This is a genomic window from Flavobacterium palustre, from assembly GCF_014639535.1.
Lineage (GTDB): Bacteria > Bacteroidota > Bacteroidia > Flavobacteriales > Flavobacteriaceae > Flavobacterium > Flavobacterium palustre.
This window is the reverse complement of record NZ_BMGA01000003.1, coordinates 160,833-183,802: the sequence shown is the minus strand read 5'-3', so window position 1 is coordinate 183,802 and position 22,970 is coordinate 160,833. Positions and strand designations below refer to the sequence as shown.

General features: G+C 35.6%; 23 protein-coding genes and 1 tRNA gene. 9 read left to right on the top strand and 15 right to left on the bottom strand.

All coding sequences use genetic code 11. The features are described from left to right. Positions 1–123: 123 nt before the first annotated feature. From IEV84_RS07775 to IEV84_RS07760, 4 genes are all read right to left on the bottom strand, one after another. Positions 124–711 carry a super-infection exclusion protein B gene (locus tag IEV84_RS07775; RefSeq protein WP_188493726.1) on the bottom strand — a complete coding sequence of 196 codons (588 nt, stop codon included), beginning with the start codon at positions 709–711 and terminating at the stop codon, positions 124–126. Between the two features lie 445 nt (positions 712–1,156). Next, the gene (locus IEV84_RS07770) at positions 1,157–3,328 is read right to left on the bottom strand and encodes a TonB-dependent receptor (protein WP_188493725.1); all 2,172 of its coding nucleotides are present in this window, start codon (positions 3,326–3,328) and stop codon (positions 1,157–1,159) included. A 49-nt stretch (positions 3,329–3,377) separates the two neighbouring features. Continuing rightward, positions 3,378–3,695, bottom strand: coding sequence for a DUF6660 family protein (locus IEV84_RS07765; protein WP_188493724.1), 318 nt, complete (start codon positions 3,693–3,695; stop codon positions 3,378–3,380). A 179-nt stretch (positions 3,696–3,874) separates the two neighbouring features. Further along, a complete protein-coding gene (locus IEV84_RS07760) occupies positions 3,875–4,327 on the bottom strand; it encodes a DinB family protein (protein WP_188493723.1) in 453 nt (150 codons plus the stop codon). Positions 4,328–4,505: 178 nt separating this feature from the next. On the opposite strand from IEV84_RS07760, the gene IEV84_RS07755 reads away from it, so the two are divergent. Next, positions 4,506–6,038, top strand: coding sequence for a SulP family inorganic anion transporter (locus tag IEV84_RS07755; protein ID WP_188493722.1), 1,533 nt, complete (start codon positions 4,506–4,508; stop codon positions 6,036–6,038). Positions 6,039–6,177: 139 nt separating this feature from the next. On the opposite strand, the gene IEV84_RS07750 is transcribed toward IEV84_RS07755, so the two are convergent. From IEV84_RS07750 to IEV84_RS07735, 4 genes are all read right to left on the bottom strand, one after another. Then, positions 6,178–7,128, bottom strand: coding sequence for a DUF6807 family protein (locus IEV84_RS07750; protein ID WP_188493721.1), 951 nt, complete (start codon positions 7,126–7,128; stop codon positions 6,178–6,180). Then, positions 7,125–7,628, bottom strand: coding sequence for an SRPBCC family protein (locus tag IEV84_RS07745; protein ID WP_188493720.1), 504 nt, complete (start codon positions 7,626–7,628; stop codon positions 7,125–7,127). The genes IEV84_RS07750 and IEV84_RS07745 overlap by 4 nt, the downstream gene beginning before the upstream one ends. Continuing rightward, positions 7,606–7,944 carry an ArsR/SmtB family transcription factor gene (locus IEV84_RS07740; RefSeq protein WP_188493719.1) on the bottom strand — a complete coding sequence of 113 codons (339 nt, stop codon included), beginning with the start codon at positions 7,942–7,944 and terminating at the stop codon, positions 7,606–7,608. The genes IEV84_RS07745 and IEV84_RS07740 overlap by 23 nt, the downstream gene beginning before the upstream one ends. Before the next feature lie 119 nt (positions 7,945–8,063). After that, entirely contained in the window at positions 8,064–8,909 is an 846-nt protein-coding gene (locus IEV84_RS07735; RefSeq protein ID WP_188493718.1) for a class I SAM-dependent methyltransferase, read from the bottom strand. Positions 8,910–9,127: 218 nt separating this feature from the next. On the opposite strand from IEV84_RS07735, the gene IEV84_RS07730 reads away from it, so the two are divergent. From IEV84_RS07730 to IEV84_RS07715, 4 genes are all read left to right on the top strand, one after another. After that, on the top strand, positions 9,128–9,325 hold the full coding sequence (locus IEV84_RS07730) for a hypothetical protein (RefSeq protein WP_188493717.1): 198 nt from the start codon (positions 9,128–9,130) through the stop codon (positions 9,323–9,325). A 43-nt stretch (positions 9,326–9,368) separates the two neighbouring features. Then, positions 9,369–9,848, top strand: a complete 480-nt coding sequence (locus tag IEV84_RS07725; RefSeq protein ID WP_188493716.1) for an RNA polymerase sigma factor — start codon at positions 9,369–9,371, stop codon at positions 9,846–9,848. Between the two features lie 3 nt (positions 9,849–9,851). After that, on the top strand, positions 9,852–10,403 hold the full coding sequence (locus IEV84_RS07720) for a hypothetical protein (RefSeq protein WP_188493715.1): 552 nt from the start codon (positions 9,852–9,854) through the stop codon (positions 10,401–10,403). Positions 10,404–10,534: 131 nt separating this feature from the next. Further along, positions 10,535–10,723 (top strand): hypothetical protein, encoded by a 189-nt coding sequence (locus IEV84_RS07715; RefSeq protein WP_188493714.1) that lies wholly within the window; start codon positions 10,535–10,537, stop codon positions 10,721–10,723. A gap of 88 nt (positions 10,724–10,811) precedes the next feature. Here the strand turns inward: IEV84_RS07715 and IEV84_RS07710 are convergent, their stop codons facing one another. From IEV84_RS07710 to IEV84_RS07680, 7 genes are all read right to left on the bottom strand, one after another. Next, positions 10,812–11,591 carry a PhzF family phenazine biosynthesis protein gene (locus IEV84_RS07710; protein ID WP_306451751.1) on the bottom strand — a complete coding sequence of 260 codons (780 nt, stop codon included), beginning with the start codon at positions 11,589–11,591 and terminating at the stop codon, positions 10,812–10,814. Then, positions 11,591–13,006 (bottom strand): aminotransferase-like domain-containing protein, encoded by a 1,416-nt coding sequence (locus IEV84_RS07705; protein ID WP_188493713.1) that lies wholly within the window; start codon positions 13,004–13,006, stop codon positions 11,591–11,593. Before IEV84_RS07705 ends, IEV84_RS07710 begins: the two co-directional genes overlap by 1 nt. 55 nt (positions 13,007–13,061) lie before the next feature. Beyond that, positions 13,062–13,451 (bottom strand): GNAT family N-acetyltransferase, encoded by a 390-nt coding sequence (locus tag IEV84_RS07700; RefSeq protein WP_188493712.1) that lies wholly within the window; start codon positions 13,449–13,451, stop codon positions 13,062–13,064. A gap of 262 nt (positions 13,452–13,713) precedes the next feature. After that, positions 13,714–14,139: an HIT family protein gene (locus tag IEV84_RS07695; RefSeq protein ID WP_188493711.1), complete on the bottom strand. Its 426-nt coding sequence runs from the start codon at positions 14,137–14,139 to the stop codon at positions 13,714–13,716. A gap of 65 nt (positions 14,140–14,204) precedes the next feature. Beyond that, positions 14,205–14,645 (bottom strand): DUF2059 domain-containing protein, encoded by a 441-nt coding sequence (locus IEV84_RS07690; RefSeq protein ID WP_188493710.1) that lies wholly within the window; start codon positions 14,643–14,645, stop codon positions 14,205–14,207. Positions 14,646–14,766: 121 nt separating this feature from the next. Further along, positions 14,767–18,420 (bottom strand): phosphoribosylformylglycinamidine synthase, encoded by a 3,654-nt coding sequence (gene purL / locus IEV84_RS07685; RefSeq protein WP_188493709.1) that lies wholly within the window; start codon positions 18,418–18,420, stop codon positions 14,767–14,769. A 183-nt stretch (positions 18,421–18,603) separates the two neighbouring features. Then, a complete protein-coding gene (locus tag IEV84_RS07680; RefSeq protein WP_188493708.1) occupies positions 18,604–20,118 on the bottom strand; it encodes a hypothetical protein in 1,515 nt (504 codons plus the stop codon). 137 nt (positions 20,119–20,255) lie between these two features. Here IEV84_RS07680 and IEV84_RS07675 point away from each other — a divergent pair, with 137 nt between their 5' ends. From IEV84_RS07675 to IEV84_RS07660, 4 genes are all read left to right on the top strand, one after another. Continuing rightward, on the top strand, positions 20,256–20,690 hold the full coding sequence (locus tag IEV84_RS07675; protein ID WP_188493707.1) for a PaaI family thioesterase: 435 nt from the start codon (positions 20,256–20,258) through the stop codon (positions 20,688–20,690). Positions 20,691–20,728: 38 nt separating this feature from the next. After that, positions 20,729–21,790 (top strand): isochorismate synthase, encoded by a 1,062-nt coding sequence (locus IEV84_RS07670; protein ID WP_188493706.1) that lies wholly within the window; start codon positions 20,729–20,731, stop codon positions 21,788–21,790. Positions 21,791–21,927: 137 nt separating this feature from the next. Next, on the top strand, positions 21,928–22,644 hold the full coding sequence (bshB1, locus tag IEV84_RS07665) for a bacillithiol biosynthesis deacetylase BshB1 (RefSeq protein ID WP_188493705.1): 717 nt from the start codon (positions 21,928–21,930) through the stop codon (positions 22,642–22,644). 75 nt (positions 22,645–22,719) lie between these two features. Further along, positions 22,720–22,793: transfer RNA gene (locus IEV84_RS07660), tRNA-His, on the top strand. Positions 22,794–22,970 lie beyond the last annotated feature (177 nt).

Here is a 22,970-nt window from a genome sequence, read left to right as displayed (position 1 = left end):
GGCGATGTGGCGGATTAAGGAAGCCTAATCTTTCGGTCAATGACTAATTTTCCAAGTACAAAACCGTCTTTAAATTAAGCCTAATCCCGCCATATTGCCAAACGACGGTTATGCAACGTTTTTTTAGTATCGCCATGAATGACGTTCAATCCATTCTGGTCTGCTTGATTTAATAATTTCTATTTCTTTTTCTGTCGGATTTTCTGTTAAATCGATATCTGACAATGTTAAATGCTTTTCAACAAACTTATTCATTGAAACAGCAGTATTCATTCCGTTCAAAATAAAACTATTTCCAAATTGTTTATTAATTGACAAAATATTTTTTCTGATTAACCCTGTTATTGTTGGATTGTCAATAGGTACTTCTATTGAGGATTTTTGATTGATAATAAATTCTCTTAGAACTGCTTTTTCATGTATGTCAAGATTTTTTAAACGTTCAAGATATTCTTTTTTGACTTTGAAAAACTTAACTTTATCATTAATAGCTTTAAATACCCAAATTATAAAATTGACGAAAACTAATCCAGTAGCTGAAATGAAAACTAATCCGATTATCCAACCGTAAGTATCATTCAATTTTTCAAGGTGAATTTTTTTTAAAATATCTGAATCAGCAAACAATAGAAATCCTGATAGTACAGCAAACAAAAAGAAGAATTTTGCTGGTAACTTTGTTAAGTCAAAAAGAGCCTTTATGTTTTCCATATTAATTTTATTCTTTTTAGCAGTTTGGTTTAAAATGTTGCATAACTAGTTTATATGCGCATAAAACAAACTAATTTTACTCTAAAGTGGCATGTTATGCGCATGTTTTGGTTTGAATTTATGCGTAATATTGATTTCTCAAAGATATAAAAATTTCTTACAAATTCAGTTATTTCATTAATTCTCTTAAGGTTTCGAGCTGGATTTCTATTTTTAGATTATGAGATTGCTTTATTCTTAGCAATGACCGTGATTGTGGAGTTGGTTTGCGTTAAGGATGGAAGTGGCATCCTTTTATGGAGCTTAGCGGAATAAAAGATACAGCATACAGCCTGCCCCGAAGTTTTTACGTAAGGGAACGCCCAAAAAAAAGAAACCGCAAATTCACAAATTTTAAAACAATCCAATATTGTGATAATTTGCGAATTTGCGGTAAAAAAAAAATTTAATGTTCCTTATTCCCAAAAGGCTTTATGATAATTCCAAGGCTGAAAATAAATCCGTCGGTAGGAGCATAAATTTCGGGGAAAGTGGGGTTGTTGTGTGTAGGCAAAACCAATGAGGAAAAACGGCTTTGTCTTCTGTCGGTAAAGTTTTCAAAATTGCTAAAGAGCGCTCCCCATTTGAAATTGCGCATCAACAAAAATCCCATTGTGGTGTAATCACGGCTGTTCGTTCCATTGGATAAAACTTGTTTTCCGGTGTAATAGGTTTCAAAACCAATGCGCCAGGCTTCGCTTTCATACATAATCACACTGCCTATATTGTGTTTGGGAGTCAATGGTTTTTGAGGATTTCCTGCTAAATAATGCAAACGGGTATCTATAAAAGCATAGTTTAAAAACCATTTAAAATCCTTGTAATTGAACTTGATGTTGGTTTCGGCACCTTTACTTAAAATGATTTCAGGGGCATTTTCAAATTTGAAATTAGTTCCGGAACTGTTTAATAACAACGCATTTTGTATGGCGGTAACATAAAAAAGCTGGTTGGCTGAGAAACCGATTTCTCCCAATTTAGTCTGGAAATTCACATCATAATTCATTCCATACGATCGTTCGGCTTTTAGATTGTCTTTGTCAATACCTAATACATTTTTAAAATTGATGGATTCGGCTTCTTCGGTAAAAATATCAGGAATTTTATAACCTAATCCACCGCCAATTCGGCTTGAAATACCATTTTCATTTTTGTACAACAAGGAAATTCTTGGTAAAGGGAAAAATCCCCAATCGGCATTATAATCCGTACGTAAACCCGTTTCCAGAATCCAGTTTTCGCTAATATCAAAAATGCTGTTGGCAAACAAACCATAAGTAAGCTCTTTTTGATCGCGTTGCAATACCGATTCATCAGCTTCGTCAAAATTGACAGAATACACATTCGCACCTAAAATCCAATCGGTTTTTGCTGTGGCTCTTTCGTAGCTGACTTCGGTAAAACTGTTGATTTGCTTTCCGCTAAAAGTAAAATCGGGTACTTTTAGTGTTCGGTCAAAATAAGAAACACTGTTCTTGATGTTGAAATTACTCAGCGAATCCAGTTGGGTTTTATACACGGCCTGGGTGCTGAAACGCTTGGAAACATTATCTTCGGTATATTGATGAATTCCGTTTTGACCACTTTTGATGGTAGTCATATCGCCTCCAATCCGGTCATCATAAGTTCCATTAACTCCCAACCAAAGTGTTGTTTTTTCGGATGGATAATAAAAGAATTTGGGATTGAAAGAGATGGATTTTGTCTTTGGTAAATTACTAAAATCGTCGTCTTCGGGATCATAGGCTTTTTGATAATGTGCCGAACTATACAATGTTGTTCCAAATCTCTTATTCCGTTTGCTGTAAAAAACATTAGCGGTACTTCCTAAAGCATGGGTTTGAGTCAGCATGATGTCTAAATCAGCTTCTTCATCTGGAGTTTTGGAAATCATATTTACTAATCCCGCAATAGCGCCACCACCATAAAGCGTTGACGAACTTCCTTTGATAATTTCAAATTGTTTTAAGTCCAAAGGTGGAATTTGCATGATACTCAATCCGCTGGAAAAACCGGAATACAAAGGAAAACCATCTCTTAAAAGTTGGGTGTAACGTCCGTCAAGTCCCTGGATTTTAATATTCGAATTTCCGCTGCTCAAAGAAGTTTGCTGCATTTGAATTCCCGTGCTTTCGCGTAAAACCATCGAAATGTTCGTAGGATTCATCGTGGCTTTTTCTTCTAATTCTTCGCTGCCGATAAATTCAATTCGGGTGGGTATTTTTCGAACTGTTCTGCTGGTTCTTGAAGTTTGTAAAACCACTTCTTCGAGTTCGTTTTCATTGGGTTCCAAATGAAAAACAAACGCCGACTGACTCGGAATTTGTATAGTCTTCTTTAAGGTTTCAAAACCCAGATAAGAAATAGTTATGTTTTGTTTTCCATTGGAAATATTGGAAAAATGCACTTTTCCATCAGTATCTGTAACGGCTAATTTTTGTTCGGATTCCAGATACACATTGGCACCAATTATAGGTTCTTTTTCAGAAAGAACTTGGATTTGGATATCACTTTTTTGTGCTTTGACTGTCAGACACGACAAGAGTAGGAGCATAATGCTCATTATAAATTTATTCATTTGAAATGAAATTTAATTAATTAAAAAATGGACGAGTTGTCTGGGTATTTTAACTAATTAATTGAGGAGGTTGCCAAATAGCAGCAACAGAATCAAATTGATAATTGGATTGATAAGAAGATACTACTACATTAGAAATGGCTGAATGGATTCTAAAAGTAAAGATTTTAATAGATTCGAAAGTTACCGACATTCCGCAGCAGCTGCAAATACAAGTTACAGGGCAAGAATCATCATGATCTTCCTGATGATTATGCTTCAGACTAATGTTGTCTTTTTTCAGGTCTTCTGTATTACTTCCGTCAGAACAAGGTTTTAAAGACAAAACAAGTATTAAAATAGATAATATGAAGGTACTTATTTTCATTGCGGCAACGAAGTTAAAAAATCTATCTCATATTTTTGTTTAAATTGTAAAAAAGGATTTTTTGAGATTTTGAATAAGAAATTTTTTTTCCCTGCTCTAAAGGGTGAAAATTTCTTTAAAATTCATCAAAATTACGCCCTTTAGGGGTTAGGGGAATTAATTTTGATGAATTTTAAGTATTATTTCCTTTTATAAAAGATATAATCAGTATTTATGGGCTCAATTCCATTGGCTTTTAAATTGCTTGCAATTTGTGCCCGATGGTATGTAGAGTGATTAATCACATGAAAAATAATATCCTGAACCGAATTTGAAAACTCAATTCCTTTTGAGTTTTTATATTCTACTTTTCGATTCAGTGCAATGGTATTTAAAATGCTGAGACTTCTGTTATAATTGCTTAGGTTGATATTTTTCAAATTCTCCAAAGGTCGGATTTCCCAAACATCAATCGCGATTTTTTCTTCTAGAATCCGCTCATTCCAAATTTGTTGCGCATTAATCAAATGGTTGAGTAATTGGATTGATTTTTCAGGAATGGATGGCTGCTGTTTTTCAAACAAAGCAATAAGTTCCTGATTGAAATGATAGTTGTATTCGAAAGCGTCTCCGAAAAAAGCGTTGGTTTCCATTGGTAAATTTTATTTTAAAACTAAACTATTTTCTGTTTTTAAATATAATTAAAAAACAGCTAAAAAATGTTCACGCAGATTTTGCAGATTCAGCAGATTAAAAAAACTTACTTTTGCAATTCTTGAAAAGCTTACCAAGTAATTTGTTTGGCTTTATTTAATCATCTTTTGCAACAGCATGAAACAGTATTTTAACCTATTTGATTTTTCGCAAAAAGTAAACTATAAAACCGAAATATTAGCCGGATTAACGGTCGCTATGACGATGATTCCTGAGTCGCTTTCTTTTGCTATTCTGGCAGGATTTCCGCCACTGGTAGGTTTGTATGCTGCTTTTATTATGGGATTGGTAACGGCAATTTTTGGCGGACGTCCGGGATTGATTTCCGGTGGGGCAGGTGCTACGGTAATTGTACTAATTGCTTTGATGAAATCACACGGATTGGATTATGTTTTTGCGGCAGTGGCTTTGGCAGGAGTCATCCAGATTTTAATTGGTTTGTTCAAATTGGGTAAATTCATTCGTCTGGTACCGCAACCGGTGATGTATGGTTTTGTGAATGGTTTGGCGGTGGTGATATTTATGTCGCAATTGGAACAGTTTAAAACCATTGTCAATGGTGAAAGTGTTTGGTTGTCAGGGAATCCGTTGTATATCATGTTGGGATTAGTAGTCTTAACTATCGCAATTGTATTGGGGTTTCCGAAAATTTCTAAAGCGGTTCCGGCTTCTTTAGTAGCTATTATGGTAGTTTTTGCATTGGTTTTAGGTTTTGGAATTGAAACTAAAACTGTTGCTGACATTGCGTCGGTAAGCGGTGGATTTCCGCCTTTTCATATTCCGAATATTCCTTTGGATTTAGAAACCTTTCAATTAATTCTTCCGTATGGTTTGATTATGGCTTGTGTGGGATTAACCGAAGGTTTGCTGACTCTGAATTTAGTTGATGAGATTACAGCAACTAAGGGAAATAGCAATAGGGAATGCCTGGCTCAGGGGAGTGCTAATATATTGAATGGATTTTTCTTTGGGATGGGAGGTTGTCCTATGATTGCTCAGACTTTAGTGAATTTATCGGCAGGTTCCAGAGCGCGTTTATCGGGAATTGTAGCTGCGTTGACGATTCTTTGTATTGTGTTGTTTGGTGCTCCGGTGATTGAAAAATTACCTATGGCGGCTTTAACAGGCGTGATGTTTATGGTGGCAATAGGTACTTTTGAATGGATGAGTTTCAGAATTATCAATAAAATGCCTAAACAGGATATTTTTGTTGGCGTTACTGTTGCAATTATTACGATTGTATTGCATAATTTGGCTCTGGCGGTATTAATTGGAGTCATTATTTCGGCTTTGGTTTTTGCCTGGGAAAGTGCGAAACGCATTCGTGCCAAAAAATATCTGGATGACAAAGGAGTGAAGCATTACGAAATATACGGTCCTTTGTTCTTTGGTTCCACTACTGCTTTTGCTGAGAAATTCGATGTAGTTAATGATCCGGATGAGGTGGTTATTGATTTTAAAGAAAGTAAAATTGCCGATATGAGTGCCATTGACGCAGTAAACAAAATTACTGAGCGTTATGCTAAAGCAGGTAAAAAAGTCTATTTACGTTATTTAAGTGAAGATTGTCGTCAGCTGTTGCAAAATGCCGAGGGAATTATTGTAGTTAATATTATTGAAGATCCTACGTACAAGGTCGTTTCGAACTAATGTTTAGGTTTGAATTTTATAGAAGAGCCATCACGATAAAGATATTTGTGATGGCTCCTTTTTATTTTTTTTCGCCACTGATTTCACAGATTCACACAGATTTTAGTAAAGTAATCTTTGAAAATCTTTTAATCTGTGGCTATTTTTTTTTAGTGTAGTTCTTATAAATTTCAGTAATTGGAATGCTTTCAGCATCGCCATCATGAATAATTAATCGATAGCGTAAAACAGTTGGCTTTTTGTTGGATAACGGAATTGCTTTTGCTCCCGGATGAGGGAAAACAGCATTCTGCATACTTTTTTTGGCACGTAAAATCCACAGATTTGGAAAACCGGGATTTTTGGGATTACATAAAATAGTCAATCCTGCCGCTGAGCCATTTTTGCCTATCGAACCCGAGATATCCATCCATTCGCTGGCAGGAATCGGCAGGTTTGTTGGAGTGATTTTTCCGGTCGGAGCAGCAAAAACAATATCATCACTCAGTTTTATTCGGGGCGAAAAACCACCATAGCCTTTCTCGTCTTCTGAGCCGCCAATTTTCATATTGGGTTCGAGTGCCAATAATGCAATTTCAATATCAATTAAACGATACTGCGGTTGTTTTGGATGAACTTTAATGATTGTTGTTTCTTTTACAAAAGCTTTTTCTTCTCCGTTTTTGGCTTTCCATAAAGGTGATTTCCATAAAACAGTTGTTTGTATTGCTTTGCTATTGTCTTTTTGTTTTTTCTCCTTTACCGATGCGACTTCCCATTTGAAATTTTGTATTTCCCAGGCATCGCCAATTCGTTTATCACCAATATATAGCTGATGCCACGACCAGAATATTCCCCGATGATGTAAATGATCAGCAGGGAAGTCCTCAGTTAGAACAGCACCATTCAGAGTGTATAACGGATGAATATAATTAGAACGGACAAACTTGCCGTTGATTGATTTTTCGGAAGCCTGATACGTTAAAACACTGTCTTTTCCTTCGGTAAAATAAGTCTTGTCAGATTCAATTTTTAGATTGACTTGACCAAAACTGATTTGGCTCAAAAAGAAAATAACTGCTATTGAACTTATACGTTTTAATGGATTCATTTAGTTATTTCGTTTAAATACTCATCCAAATTACCCAAAGCCATAGTGAATCCTTCCTGGAATCCCATTGTGATAATTTGTTCTAAGTCGGCTAAATTTTCATATTGTGCAACGATAGTTACTGTTGTGGTTTCTCCGTTTTCGGTAAAAGTATTGTTCCAAACGGTGCGGGGAAAATCGGTGTTGACTACTCCGTTTTCGTCACAAAAAGCATCTAAGCCTGAGAAACTTTTTAAAATGTCTATTTTTTGATAATCATTTCTACACCAGTGTATCAATCCGTCAGGAGCGACCATGCCATAAAACCAAAAGCCTCCTTCTCTAAAATCCATCGATTTGGTTTTGGTTTTATAAGGCTTAGGTGCCCACCATAAATCCAGTATTTCAGGTTTAGTCCAGGCATCCCAAACCAGAGGCAATTGGGCTGCAAATTCTCTTGTTACGTTTACAGTGTGGTTTTCTTTGTTGACAATAAAGTCAAATTGTAGATTCGTTTTCATCGGTTTTATTTTTAAGAGTTGCTAATATGTTATCCAATTCGTTGAAACGGTTTTCCCAAATGGCTTTGAATTGCGCCAGCCATTGGTCTATTTCTTTCATTTTGTTTATTTCCAATTGATAATAAATTTCTCTGCCTTTTTGTTCTTGTTGCAGCAGTTCACATTCCGAAAGTATGCGTAAATGTTTAGAAATAGCCTGTCGGCTGGTATTAAAATGTTCGGCAATGGCATTAGGCGTCATTGCCTGAACCGCAATAAGACCCATAATGGCGCGTCGGGTAGGATCGGCAATTGCCTGAAAAATATCTCTTCTCACTTTGAAAAATTAAGAAACCAATTAGTTGCAAATATAAATGCAATTAATTGGTTGCGCAAGTTTTTTGAATGTTTTTTAATTTGGCTATATATAAATTAACGGATGAAAATGTCTAAATATTATTTTTCACCATAAATAACGAATGCACTGGAGGGAATTGAAACATTTCCATCAGGGTATTTTTCGTTGATTAATTCATAAACTTCCTGTTTTATTTTTGCTCTCATAGCATCATCGGCATTACTTAATGCAGCTACAAATGGAGCAGCAATTTCAGTCATCATGTCCCAATAGGTTTCGGCAGTTCCGCAATTTACCGCTCCTGCTACTTCAGTTTCTGAAACGTTTTTAAGTCCGGCTTCCTTAAAAATATCGGCAAGAAAACCGGGTTTTGCACATCTAAACATTCCCGGTGCACCTTCAGGAGGAGGTGTAAGTCCCATGTTTTTGTTTATGGTTCCGCCAACGGCTGTTACCCAAAAGTTTTTTTCAGGACCACACCATACTGATGTTGTGAATCGTCCTCCGGGTTTGAGAACCCTTACTAATTCCTTAGCCGCCATTTGCATGTCAGGAAAAAACATAAAACCGAGTCGGCAACTAACAATATCAAAGCTGTTATCATCAAAAGGAAGTTCGGAAACATCGCAAACCTGAGTTTCAAAATTAGGAATTCCTGCTTTACTTGCATTTTCTTTAGCTATTTCCAGCATTCCGTTTGATAAATCGGTAAATATTATTTTACCGTTTCCAATTTTTGCAGCAATGCTAATGCCGGGTTCACCGGTTCCCGATGCTACATCGAGCACGTTTTCATTTTCTTTAGGGTTGATAAGTTCTATCATTTTATCGCCTATGGGTTTTAAAAAATCCATAATTAAGTCATCCCATTTTTTCCAGCCCGGGGAAAACTTGTTCCAGGAGTCTTTTTGCTGCTCACGGATTTGTTGTAGTTCTGGTTCCATCTTTGAATTTGTTTTATAAATTTAGATTATTCCGTTTTTTAGAGAGGTTTTGAATCTAAATAAATTTACAAAAAAAACGCTAAAATTGTTTTAAAGTGTTTTAAATTAATTGGTTATAATTTTGTTTTAGTCTCTAATCTTTATTGCTGAAATATTTTTTTATAAAAGTTGTAAGTTTTTTAAAATTCGAACAACTAATGAGTCAAAAAACAATTATTATGAAAACAATATTTATGATGCTTCTCTTTGTAGTAGTGAGCTGTGGAAAAGAATCTTCGCCAGAAGGAAGATCAAAAATCAGAGATGAAAAATTACAGGAAAAAATAGATAGTCTGAAAGTTCAAAACGAGCAGATTATTAAAGATATTCGTTTGATAAAGAAAGAATTAAAAATAGAAAACAAGGGACAGAAATAGAATTTGTGTACCTTAGTCTGTATTCAAAACGAAATGATTATAAATGGAATCTATTGAGAAAGATTTTTTAGCTACGCTTTCCCGGTACAATGCGATGATTCATAAACTTTGTCGATTGTATCGGGATAGTCCTGAAGATCGGGAAGATTTATTTCAGGAAATTGTTTTCCAGCTTTGGAAATCCTATCCCAAATTTAAAGGAGAATCAAAGTTGAGTACCTGGATATATCGTATTGCTTTGAATACCGCTATCGCTTCTTTTCGAAAGAAAACCACAACAATTAATTATCAGAATCAATTGCCCGATTTTGCAGAAGAACATCCAAATGATGAGGTCCTAATAAGACAAGAACGATTGTTTGCTGTTTTAAAACTGCTTGATGATAGCGAAAAAGCTTTAATCAGCTTGTACTTTGAAGAACTGTCTTATCAGCAAATTGCTGAAATCACAGGTGTCAATGAGAATTATGTTGGGGTAAAACTCAATCGAATCAAAGCTAAAATTAAAACCTTAATGCAATAAATCATGGAAATAGACGATTTAAAGTCCGATTGGAATGCTGTAAAACCCGTTTTGAAAACCGATGAAATGCAGTTATCGCTTTTACAGGAAAACAAACACCCTGTTTTAAAGTCAATTCGTAAACAAATTGTGATGGAGGTTTTGATCTGGTTTTTATTTTTAGTGGCATATTATTCCATGTTTGACGGTGCGACAAAGCCTTTCTGGGTGAACTTAATTTTGGTAATCAGTCTTATTTTACCAATTGCTCACGGGCTTTACGGCTATTATTACAATAAATATTTAACGGATGGTTCTGATATTAAAACAGCTTTAGAACGTCTTTATGTCAGATTGAAACACTATGCTTTGATTGCCATAATTGCCAGAGTAGGTTTCATTTGCGGATTGTTGTTATTCTTTAGCTATAATATTGATTTTACAACCACTAAGTATATTTTGCTGGCCTTTATTTTGCTCATTTTTTTAATTCAATTATTGGCGTTATGTCAAATTTGGATTAAGCGTTTGCGTGTCTTAAAAAGTGTGATAATAACGTTTTTGGATTTACAGTAAGATAATACGTTGTTTTTTCTTAATTTCTTATCGAAAAATCACTAAAAGTGGGTATTGCCATAAAAACGGAATTCTTATACTTTTATCCCGAATAAAAAAAGGAAATAATTAACGAATTAATTATAGACAAGATGACAAATTCCGATAAGATTAGAAAAGTAAATGATTTACTTATTGAAGTAATCAAAGATGAAGAGAATCAGTTAGAAAGTTCTTTCAGTGGATTAAAAGATGTTGTTTTGAGTATTCTGGCTGATTATTGGCAAAATGAGAGAGAGCCACAAATTTTTATGGAAAACATCTCATTAGAAATAGATTAAAATAGAATATAAAAGTATAGAATTTGTCATTTTAGGGTTTGATAAATTTTTAAAGAAAGTCGCTTTAGTTTTAAAGCGGCTTTTCTTTTTATAAAAAGTATTCTCCAATTAAATAACATTTAGCATATCCGCTAATGCGAACTCTGTTTTCTAACAATTCACATTCTAAATAACCTCTTCTTTCCGAAAGCTGAATAGCTGATAATTGGGTTTTATTCAATTCGTTTGCCCAATACGGGATGAGCGTAGTATGAGCTGAACCTGTTACAGGATCTTCATTAATACCGGATTGTGGTGCAAAAAATCGGGAAACAAAATCGGAGTTATTTCCTTTGGCGGTAACAATAATTCCGCGTACAGCGAGTTTCGAAATTTTTTCAAAGTTGGGATCTAAATTCAGAATTTCTTCTTCGTTGTTAAAAAGGAACATATAATCACTTTTTCCTTTAAAAGCCTGAATTGGTTTTATATTCAATCCATCTGTTATTTGAGAGGTTAATGGAATGGGTTCCAATGTATCGGCAGGAAAATTCAAAGAGAGTAAATCACCTGTTTTCGTTACGGTTAAATTGCCGCTTCTGGGAGAGTAAAATTCAATCAGGTTATTGTTATGATTTTCGAAATGAAATAATACATAAGCGGCTGCTAAAGTAGCATGTCCGCAAAGATCTACTTCAATCTTGGGCGTAAACCATCTAATTTCGTAGTTATCACTGTTTTTGACATAAAAGGCGGTTTCGGCCAGATTGTTTTCGGCGGCTATTTTTTGCATAACGGTATCACTTAACCATTCTTCCAGCGGACAAACAGCAGCCGGATTTCCTGAGAAAACGCTTTTGCTAAAAGCATCAATTTGATAGAGTTTCATTATAATTGTTGTTTGATTAATGTGCCTAATCTTTTTAGACTTTTTTCTACTTTTTCATCCCATTTTACGGCAAAATTTAATCGCATGCAATTGTTGTATTGATCGTGTTGGGTGAACATTCTGCCTGGTGCAAAACTTATTTTATGCTGTATGGCAATATCATATAAGGCAGCAGTGTCAATTTTTGGATCTAGTTCCAGCCAAAGTACAAAGCCTCCCTGTGGTTTTGAAATCTTAGTGTTTTCCGGAAAATGATTTTCTATAGTACGTTGAAAGTGTAAATAGTTGGTGTATAATGTGTTTCGTAAAGTTCTTAAATGATGATCGTATCGGCCATGCTCCATAAAATCAGCAATTACTTCCTGATACAGTGGCGGACTCGATAAGGTTTGTATTAGTTTTTGACGGATTAATTTTTCTTTGAATTTCCCGGGAGCAACCCAGCCCACTCTGTAGCCTGGAGCCAGAGTTTTAGAAACCGAGCCACACCACATGACGATTCCTGCTTCATCAAATGCCTTACATGGTTTTGGTCGGTTGGTACCAAAGAAAATATCACCATACAAATCATCTTCAATCAAAGGGATATTGTGCAGTGTGAGCAATCGAACTAATTCCTTTTTGTTTTCCTCGGGCATACAACTTCCTATTGGATTGTTGAAATTGGTCACAAAACAACAGGCTTTAATTTTAGGTAGAACCTTTTTCAAATCTTCGATAGCAACACCTGTAACAGGATGGGTAGGAAGTTCGATGATGTTTAATCCCAATGATTTTATCATTTGCAAAATACCAAAATACACCGGACTCTCAATGGCGATGGTGTCTCCGGGATTAGTTACCGTCATTAAAGAATGTAATAAGGCATTTAGCGCTCCCGAAGTAGTTACAATATCATCCTCCGTTAAATGACCGTTCCAGGTAAAAGCCCATTTAGCAACATTTCGTCTTAAATTGATATTTCCCTGTGCCGGTTCGTAGCCTGTTCCACTGTCTTCTAAATTCCGAAGAACTTTTAGAACTCCTTTGTTGAGTTTGGCAATGGGCAACATGCTTTTGTCAGTTACTCCCAATGAGAATTGCGTAATGTTTTTATCGGTAAAGGTGTTGAAAACCTTACTGATTAAATCTTCCGGGGCTTTTTCCTGTTCGGATAATTTAAGTTGGTTTATCGAAGGAAGTGCCAAATTAGAGTGAAATGTTTGACTAACATAGTAACCTGATTTAGGACGGGATTCTATTAAAGATTTACTTTCCAGTTCTAAAAAAGCCTGTTTTACCGTATTGATGCTTACGTTGTAAATTGTTTGCACGGTGCGAATCGAAGGCAGTTTATCGCCTATTTTTAAAGTTCCCGAAGTGATTTGTTCTTCGATTATTTTTGCAATTTTCAAGTATAAAATTTCTCTCTGCATTGTATTACAAAATTTGTGTCCTATAAAAGTAGTGAATATTTAAACTGTAACCGTGTTAGTTTTGGGAATTGGAATTGTTTAACCAATTTACCAATTGGTCAATAGCAATCGTCAGGTTTCTATTGGAAGCATTTTGCCATTCATTTTTAAAAAATGCTTCCGATTCCAGTATTAAACTTTCGTTAATAGAATAATTGGAAAAAGTAGTATCAATATGGGTTTTCAGGCAATAATCTTCCGATTGTATTGTTGCATACGAATAGCCTACAATTTTATTGTTTAATTCGGCTACATAAAGCGGCAGCCCAAAGTGATGGTTGAATAGCGAATTGGACTCCGTAAAAGAAGTGTTTTGCTGTTGGTAAAGACCAATTATTGTGTTGAGATCAGAGATAGTAACTGCTCTGAAGTTTAGAAGCTGCTGTTGTGTTGAATTTGATTCCATGCTCTACATATTTAGAATGTAAAGCTATTAATTGTTAAAAATCAATTACAGATACAGAAATGAGTTTGTTTACGGTTACAGATGTCCGCTAAGCAGACTGAAAAGATGGCACACAGATGACACAGATAAAAACGGATTTTTATTAGTATAATCAGTGATAATCTGCTGAAATCAGTTTAATCCGTGTTCCTTTTCTAATAAAAAAATCCTCTTTTTATTGAATAAAAAAGAGGATTCTGTTTTGTAAATATGTCGCAGGATTTTATAAAGCAGCTTTTACTTTTTCAATTATAGTATCATATTCAGCATCTGAGAGCGTTACTCTGTTAGGAAACATTTCAAATACATTTCCAAATCCATAACCATCAGCATATTTAGGAACAATATGAAAATGTAAATGCGATAATTTATCTGAAAAAGCACCATAATTAATTTTATCCGGATTAAATACTTTAGCTATCGCTTTGGCAGTGGTAGCAACATCGTCCATGAAAGCATTACGTTGCTCATCAGATAACTCATGAAATTCAATTCCGTGATCTTTATAAACCACATTTAAACGACCTGTATAAGATTGTTCTTTGAAAATAAATAATTCGGATACTTTTAAATCGGTAATTTTAATCATTAAATTGTATAATGCTTCGTTTTTTTGGCAATACGAACATTCGGAAACGGGACTAGGCATGGCGTTTATATTATAAATTGATTAATAGTATTTTGATAAATCAAAGCAAATCTATCCATACTATTTTACTTTTCCAAATTGTTATTTTCTTTAAGTTTAGCCTGTGATTTTTCGATAATTTGTTTTGCCCAATTTTGTCCCACAATCACGGACTCCTGCATAACCTGAGGCATGGTGGCAATCATTTTTTTTCCGATAGATGAATTGTAAAAAGCAATTAATTGATCGATGTCACTTTCAGTATAATGTTTGTCATAAATAGGAATAATCATGTTTTCGATATCCTCAGCCTTTATTTCTTTTTTGAAGTTTTCCCAAAATTCGTCACCAGCTTTAGAATGAGTAGTTTTAAGGCTAGCTATCATTTGGTTCATCATTTGTATTGCCATTTTACCGGAACCGGTTAACTCCAGTAATTGCTTTATTTTGTCTGTTTTGGTTGAATTTTGAGCATTTGCAGAGAGTGATAATACACAAAAACTTAAGATTAATAGTGATTTTTTCATTTGATTGTGTTTGATTTTTAATTTTCTAAATATAAGATTAATCCCTTTATAGAAAAAGATTTATCTCACAAAAAAAGCGTTCCCTCTCGAGAACGCTTTCCTTATATTGATAAACTAAAAATTATTTGTTTTCTAGCCATTTTCTGGCATTGACAAAGGCTTCCTGCCAAGGAGTAACTTCATCGTTTCTGTGGCTTGGGTAATTTGCCCAGTTCCATTGGAAAACTGAACGCTCAATGTGTGGCATCGTTACCAGGTGACGTCCTGTAGCATCACACAACATTGCTGTGTTGAAGTCAGAACCATTAGGGTTTGCAGGATATCCTTCGTAACCATATTTACCTACAATGTTGTAGTTTTCTTCACCCATTGGCAAGTTAAATTTACCTTCACCATGAGAAACCCAAACTCCCAAAGTTGTTCCGGCTAAAGTAGATAACATCACCGAATTGTTTTCCTGTACCGTTACAGAAGTAAAGATACTCTCGTGTTTGTGACTGTTGTTGTGCAACATTTTTCCGTGTACTTCATGTTCCGGATTAATTACTTCTAACTCCATGAACAACTGGCAACCGTTACAAATACCTACTGATAAAGTGTCTTCTCTTTTAAAGAAGTTTTTCAAAGCGGTATTGGCTTTTTCGTTGTACTTGAAAGCACCAGCCCAACCTTTAGCAGAACCTAAAACGTCAGAGTTAGAGAATCCACCCACAGCTCCAATAAACTGAATATCTTCCAGAGTTTCACGACCGGAAATCAAATCGGTCATGTGAACGTCTTTTACATCAAAACCGGCTAAGAACATCGCATTGGCCATTTCGCGCTCAGAGTTAGATCCTTTTTCACGGATAATCGCTGCTTTTGGTCTTGGTTTTGAAGCGTCAACTTCAGGTTTTTTACCTGTAAAATGAGCAGGGAAACTAAAGTTTAACGGTTGGTTTTTATAGTTGTCGTAACGTTCTTGTGCTGTTCCGTTCTTCGATTGTTTTTGGTCTAATAAGAATGAAGTTTTAAACCAAACATCTCTGTATTTAGCAATGTCTAATTTACATGGACCGAAATCTAAAGTAGCTTCATTTGTTGCTGTTCCTAATTTGTAGAAACTAACTCCGTTAGCGTTTAATTTGCTTTCTAAAGTTGCGTCGTCTTTAGCCTGGAACACAATTCCGATATTTTCTGCAAAAAGATATTTGATGATGTCTTTTTCTTCGAAAACAGAGAAGTCAATTTTAGCTCCCAAGTTCACATCAGCAAAACACATTTCTAATAAAGTAGTGATTAAACCACCACTTCCAATATCGTGACCCGCTACAATGTTTCCTTCTAAAATTAATTCCTGGATAGTATTGAAAGCGTTTTTAAAGAAAGCAGCGTCTTTAATTGTAGGCGTTTCATTTCCAATAGTGTTCAGAATTTGTGCAAAAGATGAACCTCCTAATTTGTACTCATCCTGAGATAAATTGATATAATAAATAGAACCTCCGTCTTTTTGTAAAACAGGTTCTACTACTTTTCTAATATCAGTACAGTTACCGGCAGCCGAAATAATTACCGTTCCCGGAGCGATTACTTCGTCATTTGGATATTTTTGTTTCATCGAAAGCGAATCTTTTCCGGTTGGAATATTGATTCCTAATTCGATAGCAAAATCAGAACAACCTTCTACGGCAGCATATAAACGAGCGTCTTCACCTTCGTTTTTACAAGCCCACATCCAGTTAGCTGATAATGAAATTCCTTTTAATCCGTCTTTAATTGGTGCCCAAACAATGTTGGATAAAGATTCGGCAATGGCGTTGCGGCTTCCTGCAACAGGATCAATCAAAGCCGAGATAGGAGCGTGACCTATAGAGGTTGCAATTCCTTCTTTTCCTAAATAATCCAAAGCAACTACACCACAGTTGTTTAATGGCAATTGTAATGGTCCGGCACATTGTTGTTTGGCTACTTTTCCGCCTACACAACGATCCACTTTATTGGTTAACCAGTCTTTAGAAGCTACGGCTTCCAATTGTAGAACCGCTTCTAAATAAGTAGTAATTTTATCTTTAGTATAATCTAATTCAGCGTAGTTATAGTCAACAGTTTTATCGGTCATAATCGTTTTTGGAGAACTTCCGAAGAAATCTTCCAAAGCATAATCCATTGGTTTGGCACCATTGGTTTTTGATTCAAAAGTAAAACGGTGGTCTCCTGTTACATCACCTACTTCGTACATTGGAGAGCGCTCTCTGTCGGCGATTCTTTGTAAAGTATCGATGTCTTTTTGACCAATAACCAATCCCATTCTTTCCTGAGATTCGTTACCAATAATTTCTTTAGCCGAAAGAGTTGGATCTCCAACAGGTAATTTATCTAAATCAATCAAACCTCCGGTTTCTTCCACTAGTTCAGAAAGACAGTTCAAGTGTCCACCTGCACCGTGATCATGAATAGAAACAATTGGATTGTTATCGCTTTCTACTAATCCACGAATGGCATTAGCAGCACGTTTTTGCATTTCCGGATTCGAACGCTGAATAGCATTTAACTCGATTCCTGAACCGAAAGCTCCGGTATCTGCTGAAGAAACTGCAGCTCCACCCATTCCGATTCTATAATTTTCTCCACCAAGAATAACGATTTTATCCCCTTCTTTCGGTTTGTGCTTGATAGCCTGATCTAATTTTCCGTAACCAATTCCACCTGCCTGCATGATTACTTTATCGTATCCTAACTTGCGCTCATTTTCCTGATGTTCGAAAGTTAAAAGGGAACCTGTAATTAAAGGTTGTCCAAATTTATTTCCGAAATCAGAAGCTCCATTAGAAGCTTTAATCAAAATATCCATTGGTGTTTGATACAACCATTTTCTTTCGGCAACTCCATTTTCCCAGTTTCGGTCATTAGCCAAACGGGAGTAAGAAGTCATATAAACTGCGGTTCCTGCCAATGGCAATGAACCTTGTCCTCCTGCTAAACGGTCACGGATTTCTCCACCTGAACCGGTAGCGGCACCATTGAAAGGCTCTACCGTAGTTGGGAAGTTGTGTGTTTCTGCTTTTAAGGAAATAACTGAATCAAATTCTTTTATTTCGTAAAAATCAGGTTTATCGGCAGTTTTAGGAGCAAATTGTTGCACTTTTGGTCCTTTTACAAAAGCTACATTGTCTTTGTAAGCCGAAACGATATCGTTAGGATTTTCCTGTGATGTTTTCTTGATTAATTTGAAAAGAGAAGTTTCTTTTTCTTCACCGTCAATTACAAATGTTCCGTTGAAAATCTTGTGACGACAGTGCTCTGAATTGGCTTGGGAAAAAGCAAAAATTTCAGAATCTGTTAGTTTTCTTCCTAATTTGGTAGCCAAATTATCTAAGTATTCTACTTCTTCTAAGCTTAAAGCCAAACCTTCCTGTTTGTTATAAGCATCAATATTGTCAATTTCCAGAATTGGTTCCGGTTGAATATTGATAGTGAAAATATCCTGGTTTAATTCGGTATATTTTTGAGAAAGCATTGGGTCGAAATCAGTGAAGTCTTCTGATGCTTTGTAAAATTCTTCGATACGAATGATTCCGGAAATTCCCATGTTTTGGGTAATTTCTACGGCATTAGTACTCCAAGGCGTAATCATAGTGGCGCGGGGACCAACAAAAAAATCCGATAATACGGATTTCTCTATTTTATTTGCATCGGCAAAAAGCCAGTTCAGTTTAGAAATATCTTGAGCCGAAATTTCGCCTTGTGTTTGTACGGCAAAAATTGCGTTGCTTTGGTTTTCAAAGAAATGAATCATTGTTTTGTATTTGATGAATTGCGATGCAAATTTAGTTTAAATATATAGTACGAGCAAATGTCAAATGCAAACTATTTTACAAAATCAAGGAATTAAAAAATTACCGCAAATTCGCAAATTTTCATTGATTCTAAAACGAAAATAATTTGCGAATTTGCGGTCTGTTTAATTTTGAAATTAATTTTATTTCGGAAAAGCAATACTCTGATAAGCTCCCAAATCAGGAGGAGAAGTTCTGCTCTTTCCGTTAATGTCCAGTGGGATTAAATAAGCTGGATTACCTTTTGCGAAAGCGGCTGAAGTATTATCGATATTGAGTTTGTTTTTTGCAACGTCAAAAAAATGCGGATTTTGGTTTAAAATAATTTTGTTGTAATGCGTTGCATCGGCAGTGAAATTATACAAAGGATTTGTGCTGTTTGCATCTGTTTTTAACAGGCAATTATTGAATTGGTATTCAAAAAGAGCTGCGTTGTTTTTGTTTAAACTGAATTCGTTTGAGTAAGCGCCATAAATAATGCAATTGTTAAAAGTGGCCTTGGTCAAATCTTTTGCTTCTGGATTTGCTCCTGATTTATAATTGTTTATAGCTAAGGTCAATTGGCTTGCATTACTCCAATTGTTGTTAAAAGTACAATGTGTAAACTCGTAATTTCCTCCGTAAGTGCAGGCTAAAGCGGCCTGACCTGCTGTATTGATTACAATGTTTTCGCCTTTTATCCGGGCATTTTGAGCCAAAATTCCATAGTTGGATGAGTTGTAAATTTGGCTGTTTTTTATCGAAACAGTGGTGTTGTCATGATTGTCAATTCGCAAGCCGATTGTAGCATTTTTGATGGTAAGATGATTGATGTTGTGTTTAGTGCTGCCATCGCGTAACCAAATCGCTGCCCATTGTCCGGGAACATTGGCGTAATCAGCTTCAAGGCGATCGCCTTCAAAAATGACTTCCTTTTCCTGTTTACTAGTGGTTGAAATATTTCCGTTGCATTGTAAAGTGGCTCCTTGTGGTACAATTAAACCCGATTTAGCGTGAAAATAAACCCGGGCTCCGGCATCAAAAACGACTGTTTTTCCTTCGGGAACGGTGGCATAACCATAAATAACATAGGGTTTTTGATTGGTGAAATGCAGTTCGTTGCCATTAGTTGCGTCATTTTCGTCCAAATAAAAACCACTTAATTCGGTGTTGTCAAAAGTGACTGTTTCAGTTTTACCATCGTTCAGGCGTTTTGGGTAAAGGAAAACAGCATCTTTAACCAAAGTGAGTAAGGCTACTTTTTGTAAATTGGAGCCGCTGTCAAATTCAATGTCGTCTGTGTATAAAAAATCGTTGGAATTTGCATCGGCGATATTGGGAGTGGTTTCAATAAAAACATACAGACTGTCTTTAGCCAGCAAAGTCACATTGTTAAAAGTTTTGTTGTTTTCGCCCTGCATGCCGTCAACAGTCATGCGGTATTTAGAATTCAATCCTTTACCTAATTTAATCGTTGGAATATTAATGTCATTTTTACTGTGATTGTAGACTTTCAACAAGTAAGTGCTCGAACTGATCGTAGAAAAAACAGTATCTAAAAAAACAGTATCTCTTGAAAAAGCTAATTTTCCGGAACTGGGTACAGTGGAAAAATCGGAACGGCAGGAACAGATTGTTATTAGAATTGTGAAGATAAAAAGTAGCGAAAAAGGACGCATGATTTTTGTTTTTTGGTAAAAATAGAAAAAATCTTATTTGTTGGGACTTTATTTTAAAATCGATTGTAGAATATGCTTCTAATTTGGAGGCTGGTATATATTCTTTCTTTATTTTTACAATCGATTAAAATAAAATTATGACATTCGATAAAGAAAAAATATTGGAATACTGTAATCGTATTTCGAAAAATACTTTAATGGAAACCTTAAATATTGAATATATTGATGCTGGCGAAGGTTTTTTAGTTGCTAAAATGCCAGTAAATCCAAGCGTTCATCAGCCGATGGGCTTGTTACACGGAGGAGCTACGGTAGCTTTGGCGGAAAGCGTGGGGAGTGCTGCTTCTTTTATATTTATCAATCCCGAAGTTAGCGAAGTACGTGGTATTGAAATAGCTGCCAATCATTTAAAATCCAAGCGCGAAGGCGTAGTTACTGCAACGGCAAAAATCATTCATCAGGGAGCAAGCATCCATTTATGGGAAATTCGCATTGTAGATGAAAGGGATAATCTGATTTCGCTTTGTAAACTCACGAATATGGTTTTGCCAAAAAGAAAGAAAACACACTAGACTTTTTTGAATAAAGACAACCTTAATAAAATTAACGTATGATTGATTTTTTTATAAAAGTAAAGCAACAAGAAGCCCAAAAATTACCTTTTGTTATTTATAGTAAGCCTTATAAGTCGGAGGTGAGAGGTTTTTTTCAAAAAAATGATCATCTGTATTTTGCTGAAACTTTGGACGAAACCGGTTTTGTTTTTGCTCCTTTCAATGGCAATCAGATGATATTGATACCTAAAAATCAATCGGTAATTTGGGAGTCGGAAATTGATTCTTTCGAAGAAAACCATACTGTTGGTTTAGTTACTGAAGAAAAGCAACAGGAAAAAACGCATTTTGAAAATTTAATTCAGAAAGCGATAGATTCCATTCAAAAAGGAGAATTGAAAAAGGTTGTTTTGTCCCGAAAAGAAATCTTAGACGTACCTGATTTTGATTTGGTTGTTGTTTTTACAAGGTTAATACAACGTTTTCCAGGCGTTTTTTGTTATTGTTGGTACCATCCAAAAATAGGTTTGTGGATGGGGGCTACACCGGAGCGATTGCTAAAAGCCAGTCGGAAAAAGTTTTGTACGATGGCATTGGCAGGAACACAAAATTTTGAAGGGAAAACCGATGTGATTTGGGAACAAAAAGAAGTTGAAGAGCAACAATATGTTACCGATTTTATATTAGAAAATTTGAAAGGTCTGACTTCTGAAGTGGCAATTTCCAGTCCTTACACTGTTCAGGCGGGTAATGTGTTGCACATTAAAACTGATATTGAAGGGGTGATTAATAAAGAATCCAAATTAAATCAGGTAGTTTCGGTTTTGCACCCAACTCCGGCAGTTTGTGGTTTGCCAAAACAAGCGGCTAAAGATTTTATTTTAGAAAATGAAAACTATGACAGGGAATATTACACCGGTTTTTTAGGCGAATTAAACAAAAAAGATTTTGCAGAGAAAAAACAAAAATCAGATTTGTATGTTAATTTACGCTGTATGCAAATAAAGGATAAGAAAGCGCATTTGTATATGGGATGCGGTATTACTAAAGAAAGTGTTCCTGAAAAAGAATGGGAGGAGAGTGTGAATAAATCGATGACGATGAAAAATGTGCTTTGAAGTTAGTGTTCAGTTAGCAGATTTTAGAAGGCAAAATAAAAGCAGAGCTCAGAATTTAGAACTTAGAAAGCTTTGCGAAAGCTTTTTTTCTTTGCGGTAAAAGGAAAGCATAAAATAGAATAGGAAAAACAGAATAAATGAAACTAGATATATTAGCGTTTGGAGCGCATCCTGATGATGTAGAATTAGGTTGTGCGGGAACCATTTTAAAAGAAGTTTCCTTAGGGAAAAAAGTAGGAATTGTAGATTTAACCCGTGGAGAATTAGGGACTCGTGGTTCGGCGGAGATTAGAGATGAAGAAGCTGCTGCTGCTGCAAAAATATTGGGAGTTTCGGCGAGGGAGAATTTGGGTATGAGAGATGGTTTTTTTGTCAATGATGAAAAACACCAAATCGAGATTATCAAAATGATTCGTAAATACCAACCTGAAATTGTATTGTGCAATGCCATTGATGATCGTCATATCGATCATGGTAAAGGGAGTAAGTTGGTTTCGGATGCCTGTTTTTTATCCGGTTTAATGAAGATTGAAACGGAGCTAGACGGTGAGCAGCAAAGTGCCTGGCGACCTAAGTTAGTGTATCATTATATCCAATGGAAAAATATCGAGCCCGACTTTGTTGTAGATATTACCGGGTTTACCGATAAGAAAATTGAAGCGATTTTAGCGTATCGTTCTCAGTTTTATGATCCGAATTCGACAGAACCGGAGTCGCCAATTACCTCAAAAAACTTTTTTGAGAGCTTAAATTATCGTTCCAGAGACTTAGGCAGGTTAGTTGGCTTAGATTATGCCGAAGGTTTTACAGTTGAAAGGTGTTTGGCTGTCAATAGCTTAGGTGATTTACGATAAATTTCTTGATTTTTTTTGAAAAAATAGTTTGCAGAAGTCAATAAACGTTGTATATTTGCAACCGCAAAGCAAATGGTGGTTGTAGCTCAGCTGGTTAGAGCATCGGTTTGTGGTGCCGAGGGTCGCCGGTTCGAACCCGGTCATCCACCCAAAATTCAAAAGCCTCTTCGAAAGAAGAGGCTTTTTTTGTGCTTGTATGTTTTTTTGGATTTCTCCTAAAACGAAGATTAACGAATCAGTAGCAAAAGGGAGCAACACTAAAAGTTACGCATTAAGGAAAAAGAGTGTTATGGGGTGATCTAAAAAAAATCCCATTTTGAAATTAA